Below are 17,950 nucleotides of genomic sequence, written 5' to 3'. Positions count from 1 at the left end.
TGTCATTCTCCTGTTTAACGTTCTGCCTCACCTTTGTTCTTTAGCAATGTAGGGAATACATAGTTATTGTAAAGAGTTCGGGTTAGCTCCCATTCTGTTCCATTGCTATTCAATGTATTCAATACGTTGTTCATTGCGGCTTGCGTGGCAGTAAGGGTGAAACTTGAGTTGTCGCCACCGCTGTACAGACCGATGAATCCGACACCAAGTGCGGAGTTCCAATAACATTTATCGGGTTTGCCCGAACGTATTTCGATATACCCCACCATACCGGCAGCATTGTTTCCCGCTATTTTGGAACCGGCAGCATAGCAATATTGCAAAAGGCCAGTAATCTCGGCGGTGCTTTCGTATCGACCCACAAAGCCACCCACATAGCGGATTGCCTTGGCACCCGACCAACTGTAACAGTACTCAATGTTGGTATTATTGCAAGCTCCTACCAAACCACCAGCATAGTAGTTACCAGCCTCAACGGTGTAATCTGTATTGTCTGCATCAAATTTCTGAGCGAAACTGTATTTGATAGATGTTCCCGCCAAGGTCCTACCTACCAATCCACCGGCATAGCTATGTTGGGCGTATACCTTTGTATTGGTCGAACATCCTTCAATGCGCGTACCTCCAACGGCATAGCCTACCAATCCACCGGCATTGTCGTAGGCGGCTGATACTATATCGGTGTAAGTTACATGACAGTTGGTGATTAGTGTATTGTTGGCATAACCTACCAGTCCTCCGGTGGCGGTGCTGCTGTTTTCAGATCCATTCTTCACCCCTACTCCTTCTACATTCAGGTTCTTGATGGTAGCACCATCGGTATAGCCGAAGATTCCAAGGAAATCGTCGTTTGAAACTAAGTTAACGTCAGTGATTTTGAATCCCTGCCCATCGAATGTTCCGCGGAATGGGGTTTCCTTGCTTCCCAAAGGCATAACACCCAGCTCTTCTTTCAATTCTTCCAGTGTAACGTCCTTTGTCAACCGGAGTGTTTTCCCGGCGTAGTCATCGCCGTTTTCACCTGGATTGGGATTTGTGCCGGGGCCTTCGCCGTTACCAATTTCAATAACAGGGTAGTCGTTGGGGGTGGCTGTACCATGAGAACTGCTTTCTACCCACTTGGTTACTTCTACTGTCCCCAGCTTAACTTCGGTTTTCTCTATATTAAGCTTGATAGTGGTGGTATAGCCTTGTTGAAGGAGGGGAGATGAGGCATCACTTCCGCCTATTTTGGCATTCTTTAATTCATAAGTGTATTCTTTCTCGTTCGCATTACCCGAGATGGTTAGTGTGGATGTAGCTTCCCTTAGTGATTGCGGTGGCAAGATGACTTCGTAGACAAATGTGCGTGATGAGTTATTATCTGTTCGCATTAAAGTAACATTAGCATTACTTCCCGTTACTGCTGCTGTAGTAGTAGTTTTAGTAGTGGGACCAAATGTGATAGTACTACTTGTTAATGCATTTAATGATAGTACTGTTCCCTCACCTAAAATATAAGGCTGTTTACTTTCCGCTGTATTATCTGTTATTTCTATTCTCAACCGAGCTAAGACGTGGTAGAATCTCAGATTTACAGGTTGCAGCGGCACCCGCGCATCGTATGCCACCAATAAGTCGCTTTTTAGGAATTCAGCTTCGGTAGTTGGTGCGGTAATGACAGTAAAAGGATTCGTAGGATTCCAATCTATTCCGTTGGTCAATATAGCTGTAAGTTCTTTGGCGTTGGTAGTAAGAGTTCCATTGCTTTCCCAAACACTCAAATCGTCCCAATATAGTCCGGGCGTGCCCGTCCATTCGTTGGCTGTTTTATTGTAGGTATAGGGGGCGGATTTTACGTTTGTACCGGTAGGGATTCCTTCGTACAGCGTAAACTCATCTCCATCTGTAAACTCAGCCCCCGGAAAGTCTGTTCGCGTGCCTTCTTTGTTGACACCCGCCTCGGTTATCTCAACCAATCTTTTTTCTGTTGGTTGCTCTATGCTGTCGTCGGTGTTGCAGGCCGCCAATAGCAAGCAGATGAACAGTGGGTATATATTCTTTATTCTAATCATAGCTATACTTTTTAGTTATTCCGGAAGAACAATGGTACCTCCCCCCTCCGCTTTAATTTCACCCCAGGACTTTATATCAATTGTTCCAGTTGCTTCCACCTTAGTTTTGTACAACGTTACGTTTATTTCCGTTTCCTTATGTTGTACAAAGGTAGTAATAGCATTGTGCTTGAAATAATAGTTCTTCTCTGTGCCATCCTCCTTAAGGGTTATCACCAATACCTTTGTATCCGCAGCTATATCTTGCGGAGGTATCACAGCTACATGTGAGGTTGTTAACTCTTTCTTTGTATCATCCTTCTTAGATGTTTCCGTTTGGTACATCGTTACATTGGTTTGTGTTGATGTATTGGCTCCAACTGCGATAGCGGGATTATACTCTGGTGCTACTCCTGTATCGGGAGTAGGTCCTGTTGCGTAGTCTATTGTAGCTATGGTATAAATATTATAAAGATTAATAGCTATACCGTCGAGTGCATCTTCTGCAAAACAGTTGTCCGGATTTGTGTCATCTATAGAAACAGTCACATTCACCACCACACGCGACAAAGCATGCCAGAACTTTAACGGAATGAGGCGCTTGTCGGTTTTGGTACGAGCGATCATCAGGTCACTAGCTTTGTAATCTACGCCGGTAGCTGAAGATTGATCGGTTGCTATTGTAAAGGTGTGATCGGTTACTTTGTATTTATTACCAGTATCAGGAAATGGCATTACCCCACAAAACAGCCTGCCGACTTTCTTCTCTTGGTCGTCCCAATATATGGTGGTAGTAGTTGTCCATTTATCACTACCAATATATGAATAGTCGGCCACCTTTATAACTCCATCACCTACACCCAGAATCGTATTTGTACCAGCAGGATCACTAGTAGGTTCACTCGAGTTAAAGAAGAACCTGAACTTGTCAGTAGTCTCGAACTCATTCTTATCCATAGTCACCCGCGAATCCGTCTGTTTGCCAGTCATCATCACTTGCAGTTGCACCTCTTCCGGCGTGTTGGTCCGTAAGGCTTCCTCTTGGCAGCTTGTTATAAGCCACACAAGGTGAATGAGTAATAAGGGTATATATCTCTTCATTGCTATTTTGAGTTCTTAATCTTTAATAGTTCCGCTACCAGTAATTTTTTGTCCTGTAGACCAATCCTTAATGGTTACACCTAAATTAGCTATTTCGGTCTTTTTAAGGGTAATGACTATTTCGTATGTATTGTTGGCTTGGAATGTAATAGCTTTATTTTCATCCCAAACAAGTGGGTATTCATTTTCTACCTGACCGTTTTTGTATGATAGCCAAAGCAGTTCTTTACCTGCCGGAACAGTTACACCAGGCTTGATATAAACGGATGCTACTTTGTAATAATTATATGTAGGATCTACCGGATCATTCATGTTTCCATCGTTAATCAAAAGTTTTACATCCGACAAATAAGTTTCGGGATCATTTGTATTATACGTTATAACCTGTGTACCTGTGGCTATCTCTTTGAACTTATGAATTACATTATGGAACCGTATGTTATTCAACTTAGTCAGATCAACTGTATAAGATTTATCTTTCTCCGTTTGTATCGTAATGTCAAGGCGGCTGAATGGATGTGGCATATTTTTAAAAAGAAGGTATTCATACGCCTTTTCTAAAGCTTGCGATTTACCCATGTATATATTCTCTGCATCATCGTATGTGATAGTTTCAACGTCAGATGCAATTGCTTTATTGACTAAAAGCCCATATGCATAGGTGTTACCCGTCTTAGGAATATCATCCCAATATAATGTCGGACTAAACTTCTCCCATTTTGAATCTGTCGGTTCAGCTGCGCTGGTATATGTAGTCGTTCTTCTTAGATTTTCCCCTCCGGTCACTTCTGTTGCATTTCCTTTTGAGTCATCCTCTTTTATCATAACATACAACCTTGCGTTATCCACAAAAGCTGAGTTTTCGCCATTTATGCTATTATCATCAATAGCAATGTTTACTGTCTGTGCTGCTCCGTCTCCTTTCGACCATTCGGCGATTGTAGCAGTTAGGAATTGCGACTGTGTTTTGTTCACCTTGATTGTGAACTGATGATTCGTTCCTTGCTTAAACTCTATATCATCTGCAAGGGTAGAAGGTAGTGGTATCTTGTACGTATTCTTCTCCCCATTAATAGTTAAAGAAATAGTAGCAAATTCTGCACCTTTTACAAACTTTTGACCGGGAATAGCTATAGCCACAAATGTTCTTTCACTTGCATTGGTAGCAGGACTACCTATCAACTTAGGAACCATTTCTGTCGCAGTACCCTTAGAAGCAATGGATACGACACCATTTGCAGCAATAGTTATGTCAGCTTCTGTTTGTAATTTAATGGTTTCGATAGTAGGTTCGAAAGCCTCGTTAACCTCAAAACCAGTACCTTTCTCCAATATGAAAGTGAGCTGTGATAATACGTGGCTGAATTCCAGATTCTTTTGCTCCGAAGTACCAGTCTTTTGAATATTCAGTGTATAGTCTTCTTTCAACTTACTAATGCGTAAATCCAAGTTATCATGATCAACAGTACTTGGACTCTGATCGGCTACTACCGCCCAAGAGAAAGTTAACACAGATGAGGCAACCCCAACCGTTGCTCCTTTGGGGTAGATACCTATCAGGTTAAGCTTGGCGTTTATACCTCCGCGGTCATCCCAATACCAAGGTTTACTATCGTCTTTTTTAATGACCGCATAGTTACCGTTATCATAAGTAGTGTCGTGCAAGGTATAATCACGTCTAAGGTCGGCAGGCGTTGTTGGTGCAGTTTGCCTCATATACAGGTCGAAATTCTTCGTAAAAGCCTCATCCGCCCTTGTTTGTCCTCCGGTAACCACCGATACCGCTATGTTCGCATTAACGGATAACGCTTCCTTTTCTTTCACTACTTCATTGCCCTGTTCATCGGAACAAGCATTGAACAGCAGAAGTAAAGTGAATATGGATATATATTTTCTCATCATTATTGTTCGGTATTATAGTTATAATCCAGTATTTATATCAGGTATGGTAACCGTCTCCCAGTCTTTCAAACTTGCAGTAGCTGAAATTCCAGTCTTAGTGATTTTCACCGTAAAAGTATAGTGCGTTCCGGCTGCGAATGTGTAGTCAAGGCCCTTATCTGCCTGTACTTTATAGATATTTTCACCTATGGTAACCTGACAAAGCTCTTTCAAATCTTGCGGCCAGATGTAGGCGGTGATACATACGTGCGTGGCGGCTTCGTCAGCATTACTTCTGTTTGTAATATCCAAATCTTCTTCTGTAGTCTCCGTTTTTTGTTTGAGAGCCGTTGTCCCATCTAAACCATAATTCACTTTACCCTTTATAACTACACCATTTCCGATGGCTTTGATATCCTTAATAGCGATCTTATCGGTACCATCACTTGTTTTTATTGTAATATCCACTTTACTCAATGGATGGTTAAAGAACTTTTTATCATCAGGACCATCTAAGTTTATCTGTGAATTGCCAGCGATTGCCGCAGCTTTGGTAAATTCCCTTTCTAGTAACCCGTAAAAATAGTGTTCGCCAGTTTTTGTTTCGTTGCTTGGTCCTATAATCAATAGCGCTTCTACCTTCGTAATAGCTATAGTTATATCATCCCAATATACAGGTGTGGTTACTGCCCATTTGCCGTCTGCGCCATATGTAAATACAGCATTACGAACTACAGGGCTGGATGCTTTGTCTGTAAAAGCCATATTAATAGTGGAACCCTCAGTCAATACAGGTTTTCCTTTTATATCCTTTATATCAAAATCCTGGAAGGTAATGATTCGACTATCTACTACAGGGTTATCAGGTCCAGGAACCCAATCTGTCAACGAAGCGGTTGCCGTTACATCCGATCCTTTAAGTTTAACCGTAACAGAGGTGTGTTCGCCAGGATTAAATGGCAAATAATCATCTTCAGTTACCTCTTTTTTCGATATCACTATTTTGTATGTATTTCCTTTTACTGCGATTTCTCCCAGCACTGTGCCTTTTTTATAACTATGTGGAGCACATAGTATGGTGTATGAATACGATATGATTTCTTTCTTAGCATTTTCATTTCCTTTTTTGGATGGTGTTACCGTTATTTCTTTTCCATATTTGGCATCGTACGAATTATTTTTGATGTCATAATCGGCTTTCAACGGAATATCCTTAAAGGTTACTGTTGCTTTACCGAGCGTTTCTGCGTCAAAACCTTGAGTATCATCTACATCTATGGTTATTGTAATTTTGGTAAGCACGTGTTGAAAGTTCAAGTGTGCTTTAGCGATCTTACTATCATCATAGCTATATCCTGTATTATCTTTATCCTCTTGTGCAAACATAAGTTCCTTCCCTATAGGATAAATGGTTTGGTCAGCATCTACTGTCCAAGTAACTATATCACTTGTTGGCTCTGTATCAGCATAAGGGTAAATACCGAACAATTTTAAATTAGCGCCTTTTCCACCTAAGTCGTCCCAAAATAGAATAGGGTCGCAGGCTAAATCATTCTTTGTTCCATTTCCATTTACTGTTTTGGCTTTGGTGGTTTTATCTCCTGCTTCCAAGAATTTGCCCGGACTATTTCCATCACGGACAATCACTCTCAAATATTCATTATCAGGAAAAGCTTTTTCAGCCCTTGTAAACGGCTTCACCTCTTCGACAATTCCTGTAGTTCCCGATAAAACAAGTTCTTCGCGCGGTTGCGGTTCTTTTGTCGTATCTTCTTTACTGCATGCGGCAAAGAGTACTATTGTCGAGAAAATGATCCATATAATTTTTATCGCTTTCATATTTATATAGTAGTTTTTGTTATTAATCTAATCCGATATCACCGCCATTGACATCATTGTTTGTCCAATCAGAATAACTGGTAGTGAACGATATACCTGTTTTCGTTAAGTTTATCGTATAAGTGTATTGGTTGGCTACAGCAAATGTTGTTGCTATATCTTTCTTAAGCTCATAATCAACTCCGCTAATCGTTATTCTAATCAAGACTGTTTTTTCAACATTAGTAGCATTAATAGTCTGCGGTTCGAACAAGGCTGTCCATGTAGGCTTGCCTTCTGTATCAGTCGTTTCATTTGCTGTAATGTTTCCTGTCGTAGTTCCATTGTTATTGTAAACAATTCCATTATACTTCGCACCAATCTCATAACCGGGCAAGGTGACGGTAGCTGATCTTAATTCGGAATCAGTGAAAGTATTACCACTGTCAGACACAGATTTCAACACCACATTTATCTTCGATGTCATTTTGGTGAAAGCCAAGGTGATGGCCCCTAGTTTGTCGACTCCTGTACATTCGGCATACATCACGTCATCCATCTGGTTGGAACTATCAGGGGCCGATTTCAATGTGCTAACTGCATAGAAAATATACTTGTTTTGGTCGTTCAGGTTTTGCCAATAATGTTTGGTAGATTCACTATTGGTGTTAACCCACTTGTTTTCACCTTCGTATTTGAATTCGGCTATAAAATCTTTGTTACTTGTTTTCACATTGTTATAATACAAGGATAACTTGTCATCTTCCTTGAAATTATTAGTGCTAACATCTCCCGTTACTATTTTGAAAGCGTCATATGTGCCACTTGGCACTTCTTCCCAATCAGCATATGAAGCAGAGAAAGTTGTAACATTCGTTTTCACGATATTTACGGTAATTATTGTATGTTGACTTTCTTTGAATTCAATGCCTGATGCGTCAGTAATTTCGTAATCGACATTCAGCAACCTTATCGTAGCTATTTTCCCTGTTATTGTTTGTGGGATAATTAAAGCTGTTCTGCCTTTAGCTATATCAATACTTCCTATGCCACTTGTTTCCGTAAAGACACCATTAACCAAAGTGTAGCCGATCTTGTAATCGGGTAGTGTAATGGTCGCGCCATTCAATTCCTCCGGTGTAAACAGATCACCTGTGGAACCCTCAGACTTCAATACGAAACTTACCTTTGCAGGCACAAGTTTAAACTGAAAGCTCAGACTACCGAAGCGGTTACAGGTAGCCTCGGCCAGAAAGAGCTCGGGCAACTGCGTATCGTTTAACTTATCTGTTCTTATAAATTCGGCACGCAATTTTACCTGTGAGCTAAATCCGTCGCCTATGTCTTCCCAATACAAAGCGGGTTCACTACCAAAGATCTCCCATTTGTCTGAGCCTTTATACTCATACGTGGTGAGATATACATTCCTAACCACATCATAAAGTTTAATTTTATTTCCGGCAACAAATTTATCCGTTGTTCCGGTCGACGCTACCAAGTTTACAGGAGTCGCATCCTTTGGAATATCCGAGCCGGGAACCCAGTCGGTGTAGCTGACATTGAATGCCGGGTTCAGGGTCGATTTCAGCATATTGACTGTAATAGTATAGACCTTTCCGGCTTGCAAATCGAGTTCGCCGGTATGTTCTACCTTGTATTCATTACCCGATAGCGTAATGTGAGCCAATATTCCGGTTCTCTTTTGCGGTTGTACGAGCGCTTCTTTCTGCGTTTCATTCCCACTTATATCTACCGCCTTGATATTCACCGACGTAGTAGTGCCGGGTGTGAACACACCATTTGCAAAACTTCCTCCGGTTTGGTATTGTTTGAGCAATACCTTAGCGTCTTTTAATTCATTGATCAAGAACCTCTTACCCGGTTCGGTAGTCGATTCTGATTTCAGTACAACTATGACCTTTGCAGGAGCCAGTTTGAAGTCTAATTTCACCTCACCAAAACGTTGGCAGGTAACCTCTGCCAGGAACATTTCATCCAACTGCGTGTCATCCAGTTTAGGCTTCCGCTTGAATTCGGCACGGAATGTCACTGTAGGGCTAACGCCATCGCCTACTTCTTCCCAATAAACATCTGTACTGCCGGTCCACTTGCTACCATTATACGTATAGGTAGCCACTGCGGGAGTTTGCCCATCGAGGTAAAGCGTAAACTTATCACCGTTCTGAAAATTCTTGGTTTGTCCGGAGATAGCAAAGTTAATGGGTGTACCGTCTTCCTCTATCTTACCACCATCTACCCAATCGGTATAAGAAAGGTTAAATGCCGGAGGTAAACCAGATTTCAACAGGTTGATTGTTATGGTATATATTTTCCTGGCTTGGTAATCCACAGCTGCAAGCTGGGATACTGCATACTTGTTTCCGTTTAAAATGACTTCGACCAGTGTTCCCGATTTGCTTTGTGGAACAATGTGGGCTATGCCATTTTTCAGGGTAATGGTGCCGGTTGCCGTTCCTTTACTAAACACTCCGCCCACAAGTGAGTATTCGGTAATGTATGTGGGAAGTTGTATGGTAGCTTGGCTCAATTCCAAGTCTGTGAACTTGTGGGCATCCACATCGCTCTTTGATGTCAGTTTGACAACTACCTTGGCCGGCACCAATTTGAAGGCCAGGTTTATTGCCTCAAACCGGTTGCAGGTGGTTTCCGCCAGAAACACCTCGGGCATCTGTTCGTCGTTCAACGCGTCAAGACGGATAAATCGGCCGCGCAGATTGATCTTTCCACCTACTCCCGCAGTCAGATCCTCCCAATAGATGGTCTTTGCCGGGGTCCATGTCGATCCGTCGTAAGTGTAGTTGGTCAGTTCTTCGGCATCATTGTAAAGGGTGAACATATCTCCGCTCTGGAAATTGATAGTGCTTCCCGAAAGGTAGATGTTCACCGGAGTACCGTCTTTATCACCAATACGGTCGCCTTCCGTCCAGTCGGTATAGGACAAATTGAATGCAGGGCTCACTTTTGATTTAAGCAGGTTTACAGTGATCGTGTACACTTTTCCGGCCTGGTATTCCTGCGCTGCCACCTGTAGAACGGAATATTTATTCCCCTTCAGGGTGATAGTGGCCAACTCTCCATTCTTGGTTTGCGGAACAATAAGCGCCTCTCCATCTACCACAGGTATGTTTCCTTTCGTTATTCCGGTTACAAACACTCCTTTTTCTATACTATATTCGGTTAGGTATTCACGCAATTCGATCGTGGCACTCTTTAGCTCTTCGGCGGTGAAGGTTTGCGTTGCATCTCCTTCCGAGCGTAGTTTAAGCACAATCTTCGCCGGAGCAAGTTTAAACTCGAGATTTACTGCTTCAAACCGGCTACAGGTTGTTTCGGCCAGGAATACTTCGGGCATCTGCTTGTCGTTCAGCTCATCATGACGGATGAACCGGGCGCGCAGCTTGATTTTTCCATCTACCCCCTCTGTCAGCCCTTCCCAATAGATAGCCTTTGCCGGAGTCCAGGTTGAACCGTTATAAGTGTAGTTGGTCAGCTCTTCGGCATCATTGTATAGGGTGAACATATCTCCGCTCTTGAAGTTGGAAGTGCTTCCCGACAGGTAAATGTTTACCGGAGTTCCTTTTATTATGCCGATGCTGTCTCCATCCGTCCAATCGGTATAAGAAACGTTAAACGCAGGGTTCAATTGCGATTTGAGGAGGTTCACCGTAATGGTATACACCTTTCCCGCCAAGAATTCCTGTTCCTTTTCCTGCACCACGGAGTATTGGTTTCCGTTCAGAGTGATGGTAACCAGCGTTCCGTTTTTCTTTTGGGGCACTATCAATGCCTGTCCATCGACCAGATTGATGTTGCCCGTTGTGGTACCTTCGGTAAATATTCCATTCGTTATATCATACCCGGAAATGTATGATGGGAGCAACATAGTGGCCGTTGCCAACTCATCGCTACTAAATGTTTCGTTCACGTCCTGACTCTCCGAAATAAGCTTAACTACTATTTTAGCCGGAGCCAGGTTAAAGTGTAGGTTTATGGATTCATAGCGCTTGGTGGTTGTTTCACCTAAGAATACCTCAGGCATTTGTTCATCGCTTAGCGCGTCGGCTCTTTGGAACATGGCTCGTAGTGTGATATCCTCACTTACACCATCACCTATGTTTTCCCAGTAAACCGGGGTTTCGGGTGTCCAGTCGGTACCGTCATATGTGAACTTGGTCAACTCCATGTCTTCGTGATAGAGGGTTATCACATCGCCCGGATTAAATCCGATAGCCTCACCCGGTCCGTTGTCGATGGTTACGAGTTTACTCTCTACATCTATTTCTCCTCCATCTATCCACTCCTGGATAATAGCTTTGATGGTGGGCGCTGAGCCGTGTTCATCGTCCAATATAAGGTTGAAGGTGTATTTGAATCCCGATTTGAATTCTTGCTCCTCGCTGAGATGCGCAGTAAATTCACTTCCTCCTGAGGTGATGAGGAAAGTGACCCCTTCGGCAGGTTTGCGGGGCATCACAATGGCTTCTACCTTTTTAGTGTCCCGACTTGTTGCTTCCAGTGTTTTTTCACTATTGCCATCTACCGTTAATGTCTCGGTCAATATGTTATAAGTGGCGGCAGTGTTCATACCTTTTATCACCACTTTCTCTATAGGTAGCTCGGTGGCTTTATCTTTGTAGAAAGCTTTGAATATAAGCTTACTCAGCCTGTGGTGAAATTTAATGGTGACATCCGGTGTGCTCCGATTTGCTCCCGTGAATCGCTCGGAGGTCATTAAATCAATGCCCGACAGGCTTGTCTGGTCACTTACATCTGCCTTGCATACGCAGGCTTCAGTCATAGTAGCATCATAGGGATAATATCCAATGAAGTCGATAGAGCTTCCGTCTAAAGGATAGTATATTATATCATCACCGTTGGGGTTGAAGTATGAACTTCCTTCGGGAGTGTAGTATTGGTAATTATATCGGTTATAAGCAAAATCGTTTGTTCCGGTTTTGAATATATGTAATCCTATACGGTCATTCTTTTCCCAGTTGGTGTCTATAGCTCTGGTTTGAATTCCAGCCGATATTCGTGCCTGTACTCTTGTTGAATCTGTAGCGTCTTCTTTTTCGTTACAACCGGTAATTAAAATCCCGCCTACAATAATACTCGGTATTATTGTGACCAATCTTCTAAACATCTTCATATTATAATGTTTTATATATCAAATACAGGCTTTTGCTTCTCAATTCATGTCCCACCAGCCACAACTACCGCCAAAATAAAAGGCGGAGTTTGTGTTCTGGTATAATTCTCCTTTTACAGGAGATAAAAGAATATACAGGAAGTATTACAAGTAATACCCCCACTTACTATATTCCTGGGTTGATAGAGAAATAAGTAGAAGAAAATTCGGACATAAGATTAATTGTATTTTTCTCATACCTCAATATGGAACAACAAAAAACTATATACGCCATAGAAATGCATATAGTGAAGTCTCTTATTATTCCGTACCGTTAGCCTATTAATTTGTTTTACATCGTAAATGTATACTATTAGTCCGCTTATATCCAAATCGGTATATACTAAAGGAGACTATAATATAATTTGTTTTTAGATACAAGTAATAAGACTCAATACAACTCAAACTACTGAATATGTTACATTTACATTTTATTCTCAAATTAATTTAATGAACATAATAATGAATGGATAGAAATATCCAGTTTGCATAGTTTAACATTATTAACCTTTTTTGCACATGGAATTACTAACATTATGCCTAAAACCTACAACATATTTAATAAAGAAATTAAAAAAATGAATAAAACAGATAATATCATTTCTTACTATCACTTAAAGAAATAATGACTAAATAGTCGCCTTTATTTCGGGTACGCCGACAATAGAATTAATGACTAAAAACAGAATGATTTGTTGCTATTTATTCAGAATTGTATTAAAGACTACATCCCGCAAATTACGTGCCACAGGAACTTTATGCAAACCTACTTCAAGTAGATTCCCTTCAATAGCCTTTATATATATCTTCTCATATTCAAATTTATTAGTTAGTTCTTTTTGTAATCAAAACTAAAACACAACGGCTTCCTGAACTAATTTATCTGACCAATGGTAGGATTTTCTTGATAATGCGTTTAATAATTACGAGAAACCCACTATCTTAGTGAAGATTTAGTCGAGTATATTGAAAAGCAAATAGAAAATATCATAGGTATGGATACCAACCCTAGTCTAAACAAAGCATCCATTGCGTTTACCTGTATTGTATTTGGGCTTGTGATTACCAGTTTCTCGGACAAAAGCATCAGCATACAGATTGCAAAATTCATTGCGTGGATATTTATTCTGATAGGCCAGATTAAACTAATCCATGTGTTGAGCGGAAACGGCCGCATAGGTGCTATATTATTGCTGGTTGCTTCTGTTGTTCAAATCATAATGAGAGCCAATGGCTTGCTTATGTTCTCAATTGATGATTTCTTTTCGGACTATGCAGGAGATTTAGCTTCGACAATGAATACGCTTCAGGCCATATCGCCTACGTTAATTGAGGGCATGACCCCTGTCAACCCATTGGATACGTTACTGGAAACAACATCGCAGGTTACTCCCGGACCTTTATGGTTTGAGTTGTTTTACTATGGACTGCTGATTGCTGCTATGGTGCTTTGGTTATCTTACGAACCATTTATCAAAGCTAAATCGGGTATTGTTATTTTGCTTATGAGCCATACCTTCCTGTTTATTTTGAGTTTACCTTCCGTTGTCGGAATAAATATTCCGGGGATTACCTTGCTCTACGGACTGGTTACTCTTATTTCTATTACCGCATACATCGGAATTGTGAAGAATACAGCTTCCTCGCCACAACCTACATACGGAGTCATTTTACTATTTACCGGCTTCCTGTATACGCTATTAATGCTGATTGATAATAGTTTCAGAACATCCTTGTTTATTATTGCCGGGGCTGTTGTGTTCTTTATAGGCAACGGAAGGCTAAGAGATTCTTCGGCCGATCGTAAAGGCACAGGAGGTTTTGTTTGTTACGGTATTCTGATGATCTTTGCCGGCCTTTTGATGATGATTCCTTTAGTTGGAGGTATTCTGGCTACGATATTACAGGTTTGTTCCTATCTGGTTGTAGGAATTGCATTCCTCCGGTTTGCCGGCAATGAAGTATTTGAGCCGTCGAAAGCAAACGGAATGCTGCTGGTGGGGTATTTAATTCTTGGCAACATCATACTGGCATTCATTCCTATAGCAACCGGAATCAGCGCGTTCTTGGTCTGCCTGATCGAGATTCCAATCTTTCTGGTTGCTTTTATACAAGGGGTAAATGCGGTTCAGATGGAATGATTCATGTCATTCACAATGTAGTTCCTGCAATAATCCTGCAATTCAATAAAGAAGGGGTGGAATACGGTAAATAGTTCTTCGGTGTGTTCTTCCATGTAACGGATAGCTTTATCTACGGATATATCAATATGGCGGTACTCGACCATGATATCCAAGGCTTCTCTTATTCCATCCGGAGTAGCATACTTTCCAAGACGGTCGTCCAGAATGAAGTACCAGATAAAGCGTTTGAAGCGGACGGGCAGATAGCGATAGCTTATAATGAGGGAAGTGTAAAACCGGCGGGTATATTTCTTCAAGGAAACTCCGGCGAATGATTCAAACCGGGAAGCGAGCAGATAATCGAAGTATATATCCAGTAAAACAGCCGAATAACGTCCAAACTCCGGTTTAAGGGTTTGGACTGCCTCACGGACCAATGGATGCCGGTCGGTATAATCGTCGATGGCACGGTGAAGCAGTATGCCTTTACACATATCTTGCGGATAGTCTTTATAGGAGCTGCCTTTTACGGCGTCTCCTACAAAGTTACCTACTTGCATTTTTCTGTTTGAACCGGAAAGGAAGATGTGTGCCAGATAGTTCATTCCGTTCTATTTGTCTATCAGAACGTTTCGATGATCAGTTCGGCGGCAAGTATATCTTTTATAGCATCGGCAAATGCTTTGAAGTGCGCCGAAGTAGCGTGCGTCCGGATAGCCGCTTGATCTTTATATTCTTCATAGAAGATAAAAGAAGATGGGGTAAAAGGACTTTGATAAAGGCTATAGCTTAAATTACCTTCTTCGGTACGGGTAGCTTCAATACATTTTTCTGCGTGAGCAATGAATGCTGCCTCTTTACCTGCCAGCACCTCAGCACGGGCAACAATTGTTTTCTTTTCCATTAATTAAAATTTAGTTGTTATTATATCAATTATACGTCATTGCGACGAGATCACTCTGCACAAAGCAGTTCGCAGACTTTATTCTGAAACTCCCTTGCTTTAGCCAATGACATGGCATTCTGGTTCATTATGGCGAAAGCCACATCATGCCCTTTATTTGTTTTCAGGTAGCCGGCCAGCGAACTGATTCCGGTAAATGAGCCGGTCTTGGCGTTTACCTTGCGGTAGGCTATGCTTCCGCTCCGCATACGCGACTGTAATGTCCCATCTATTCCACTTACAGGAAGTGATTTATAAAGGCTCTGGAAAACAGAGGTACGGGAGTAAGCGTATTTCAGAAAGTCGACAAGCAAGGCAGGCGATACATAGTTGTAGTTGGACAGTCCGCAACCATCGGCAATGCGGAAATCGGCCGGGTTATGCCCTACTCTCCTGATCTGCGCGTTGATTGCCGCCAGACCGTCGTCGGCGGAGACTTTCCGGCGTCCTGTGGCTTGCACGGCCAGTTTACAGAGCAGAGCCTCGGCATTGAGGTTATCGCTTTTCTTCATAATCTGGTTGATTACGCGCTGAACCGAGCATTCGATACGGGCCATGCGGGCGGCCGTAGAGTCTTCCACAAATTCGGCATATGCATAGGGGTGTTCCAGTGTAATGCCTTTTTCCTGTAACCGCTCCACAAAGGTGTGCATAAAGAAGTCTTGGGAGGGAACGATGTTTACCTCGCCCACGCGTTTGCTTTCTATATTGCCTTTGACTATGATATCGTTCTTATTCTCCAACCAGTTGCGCGATACGGAGAACTTGCCTGCCGCCGGGGTCTTTGTTTCGGTCGAATTGGCTACGGTGTAGAAACTCGAAACGGGTTCGCATACCAGCGTAGCCGAGTCGCCTTTGGCTGCTCCGGGGGTGGCGGTTACTTTTACCATTCCTTTATGGAAGATTAACGGCGAAAGGTAGGGCTGGAAGGAAGAGGGGTTATCGTCCCATGCCCAACCGCTGCCCCAGTAAAGGGAGTCTTTCATGGTTACATCGCCGTAGACTTTACCTTTAATGGCAGTGAAAGGGAAGGAGCTGACACGGGCAACGAGCGTATCCATATTTGCATCATCGAACTCCGGATCAAAGCCGCCCACGACATACAGATCGCCCACGAGAGTATCGTTTGCTATGGTGCCTTTATACCACACATCGGTGGCGAACGGCTCGTTGGCACGGGCTTGCGACAAAGCGGTTATCACCGTCAGCAGTTTCATGGTGGAGGCGGGACGGCAGAGTTTATTCTGTCGATAGGTATATAATTCTTTCTTGGCGGTGAGGTCGTAGACTACTATGCCTACCTCGGATGCTTCGGGCAGGGCTTCTTCAACTAATTTGTCCAAGCGGTCTTGCAGCGGCAGCGGCAAGGTGCCCACAGCATTGAAATCTGGCAGCAGCACCTTGCCGCCGCCGCGGACAGGGTCTCCTGCGGTGGCAGATAGAGTAACAAGTAAAAGAAGCGTCAGCAGTATTTCTTTTCTCATAATGCTTCTCTGAATATCTCGCCAACGGTAGGATGGGGGAAGACGATCTTCTTCCATTGCCCGGCTGTTAATTGTAATTCAATGGCCATTCCGGCAAGGGTGATGATTTCCGATGCCGGATTGCCTAGTACATGGGCGCCCAGAACGGTATGGTTGTCTTTGGATAATAATATCTTGCAAACACCGTTCACTCCTTCATTCTCGGCTACGAACCGACCGGAGAAGGCCATAGGCAGTTTAACGACATCGTATGGGGTGTTGTGGGCCTGTAAAGACTCCTCGGTTGCCCCTACTCCGCCTATTTCGGGATTGGTGTAGACTACACCGGGAATGGCGCGGTAGCTCATTTCATCTTCTTTGCCCAGGATGTGATGCACGGCGACTTCGGCTTCGCGAACGGCGGTATGCGCCAACAAGGAGAAACCGGTTAAATCGCCGCAAACGTACACGCCGGCAACGGATGTGGACATGTGGTTATCGACACGGATGGATTTGCTATTAACGAGTTCCAGGTTGAGGTTCTCCAATCCGAAGCCTTTGGTTACGGGTCGGCGGCCAACGCTTAGTAGGAGCTTGGCGGCGGTGACGCTACCTTCGCCTTCGGCGTTTTCGTAGGAAACGGTCGCGTTATCGCCTTCAGCGGCCAGGGCAACGACTTTCGTATTCAGCAGGAACTTTATGCCGCGTTTGGTGTATTCGGCACGAAGCAGGGCGGATAGTTCGCGGTCCATGCCGGTAAGGATCTCGTCGAGCATTTCGATGACGGTAACTTCAACGCCGAGGCTATTGAAGAAGGAGGCGAATTCTATGCCGATCACTCCCCCGCCTACGATGATGAGGGAAACGGGCAGTTCTTTGCTGTCCAATGCGTCGCGGTGGGTCCAATAGGGCACGGCGTCTACGCCCGGGATGGGGGGGATTACGGTTTCGGAGCCTGTACAAAGGATGAGGTGATTGTAGGTATAGGTTTCTTCACCGCATCGGATGGTGTTTTTATCTACAATAGAGGCTTCGCCGGATACGATGGTTACTTTGTTTTCGGTGAGTTTGGCTTTGACGCCCAGCACCAGCTTACGCACGATTTTGGTTTTGCGGGCAATGATTTTGGGCAGGTCGAAGGAGGCTTCGGCTACGTTTACTGCGTATTTCGAAGCGTGCCGGGCGGAGTCGTAGGTTTTGGCGGAGTAAAGCAGGGTCTTTGTGGGTATGCAGCCTTCGTTCAGGCATACTCCACCTACGTTTTGTTTCTCGAACAGAACAACGCTCAGGCCGGCTTTTCCGGCGGTTTCGGCAGCGGTATATCCCGCAGGTCCGCCACCAATAATAGCTAGATCGTACTTCATATATTTAATTGTTTT

At 43.2% G+C, this 17,950-nt stretch carries 10 protein-coding genes; 1 reads left to right on the top strand and 9 read right to left on the bottom strand.

The window, feature by feature from the left end; genetic code table 11:
• Positions 1 to 14: 14 nt before the first annotated feature.
• Genes D0T87_RS01215 through D0T87_RS01195 form a run of 5 tightly spaced genes read right to left on the bottom strand, consistent with a single transcriptional unit; the run spans position 15 to position 12,003 of the window.
• Positions 15 to 2,054, bottom strand: a complete 2,040-nt coding sequence (locus D0T87_RS01215; protein ID WP_163172014.1) for a fimbrillin family protein — start codon at positions 2,052 to 2,054, stop codon at positions 15 to 17.
• Between the two features lie 15 nt (positions 2,055 to 2,069).
• On the bottom strand, positions 2,070 to 3,134 hold the full coding sequence (locus tag D0T87_RS01210; RefSeq protein ID WP_163172012.1) for a fimbrillin family protein: 1,065 nt from the start codon (positions 3,132 to 3,134) through the stop codon (positions 2,070 to 2,072).
• Positions 3,135 to 3,149: 15 nt separating this feature from the next.
• Positions 3,150 to 5,036 (bottom strand): fimbrillin family protein, encoded by a 1,887-nt coding sequence (locus D0T87_RS01205; RefSeq protein WP_163172010.1) that lies wholly within the window; start codon positions 5,034 to 5,036, stop codon positions 3,150 to 3,152.
• A gap of 18 nt (positions 5,037 to 5,054) precedes the next feature.
• Positions 5,055 to 6,854, bottom strand: coding sequence for a fimbrillin family protein (locus D0T87_RS01200; protein ID WP_163172008.1), 1,800 nt, complete (start codon positions 6,852 to 6,854; stop codon positions 5,055 to 5,057).
• Positions 6,855 to 6,876: 22 nt separating this feature from the next.
• Positions 6,877 to 12,003 (bottom strand): fimbrillin family protein, encoded by a 5,127-nt coding sequence (locus tag D0T87_RS01195; protein WP_163172006.1) that lies wholly within the window; start codon positions 12,001 to 12,003, stop codon positions 6,877 to 6,879.
• A gap of 1,034 nt (positions 12,004 to 13,037) precedes the next feature.
• Between D0T87_RS01195 and D0T87_RS01190 the strand changes: the two genes are divergently transcribed.
• Positions 13,038 to 14,183: a hypothetical protein gene (locus tag D0T87_RS01190; protein ID WP_163172004.1), complete on the top strand. Its 1,146-nt coding sequence runs from the start codon at positions 13,038 to 13,040 to the stop codon at positions 14,181 to 14,183.
• Here the strand turns inward: D0T87_RS01190 and D0T87_RS01185 are convergent.
• The 4 genes from D0T87_RS01185 to lpdA are packed head-to-tail and all read right to left on the bottom strand — an operon-like array spanning position 14,171 to position 17,935.
• Complete coding sequence (locus D0T87_RS01185; protein WP_163172002.1) at positions 14,171 to 14,770, bottom strand: ACP phosphodiesterase; 600 nt, start codon at positions 14,768 to 14,770, stop codon at positions 14,171 to 14,173. The two genes, D0T87_RS01190 and D0T87_RS01185, sit on opposite strands and share 13 nt — an antisense overlap.
• A 17-nt stretch (positions 14,771 to 14,787) precedes the next feature.
• Complete coding sequence (locus D0T87_RS01180) at positions 14,788 to 15,069, bottom strand: putative quinol monooxygenase (RefSeq protein ID WP_163172000.1); 282 nt, start codon at positions 15,067 to 15,069, stop codon at positions 14,788 to 14,790.
• A gap of 50 nt (positions 15,070 to 15,119) precedes the next feature.
• Positions 15,120 to 16,592, bottom strand: a complete 1,473-nt coding sequence (gene dacB / locus D0T87_RS01175; RefSeq protein ID WP_163171998.1) for a D-alanyl-D-alanine carboxypeptidase/D-alanyl-D-alanine-endopeptidase — start codon at positions 16,590 to 16,592, stop codon at positions 15,120 to 15,122.
• A complete protein-coding gene (lpdA, locus tag D0T87_RS01170; RefSeq protein WP_163171996.1) occupies positions 16,589 to 17,935 on the bottom strand; it encodes a dihydrolipoyl dehydrogenase in 1,347 nt (448 codons plus the stop codon). The genes dacB and lpdA overlap by 4 nt, the downstream gene beginning before the upstream one ends.
• Between the last annotated feature and the right edge of the window lie 15 nt (positions 17,936 to 17,950).

Origin of the sequence: Bacteroides sp. 51, assembly GCF_010500965.1 — a bacterium.
Classification (GTDB): domain Bacteria; phylum Bacteroidota; class Bacteroidia; order Bacteroidales; family Bacteroidaceae; genus Bacteroides.
The sequence above is the reverse complement of the archived record's forward strand: the minus strand, read 5'-3'. Positions and strand labels throughout refer to the sequence as shown.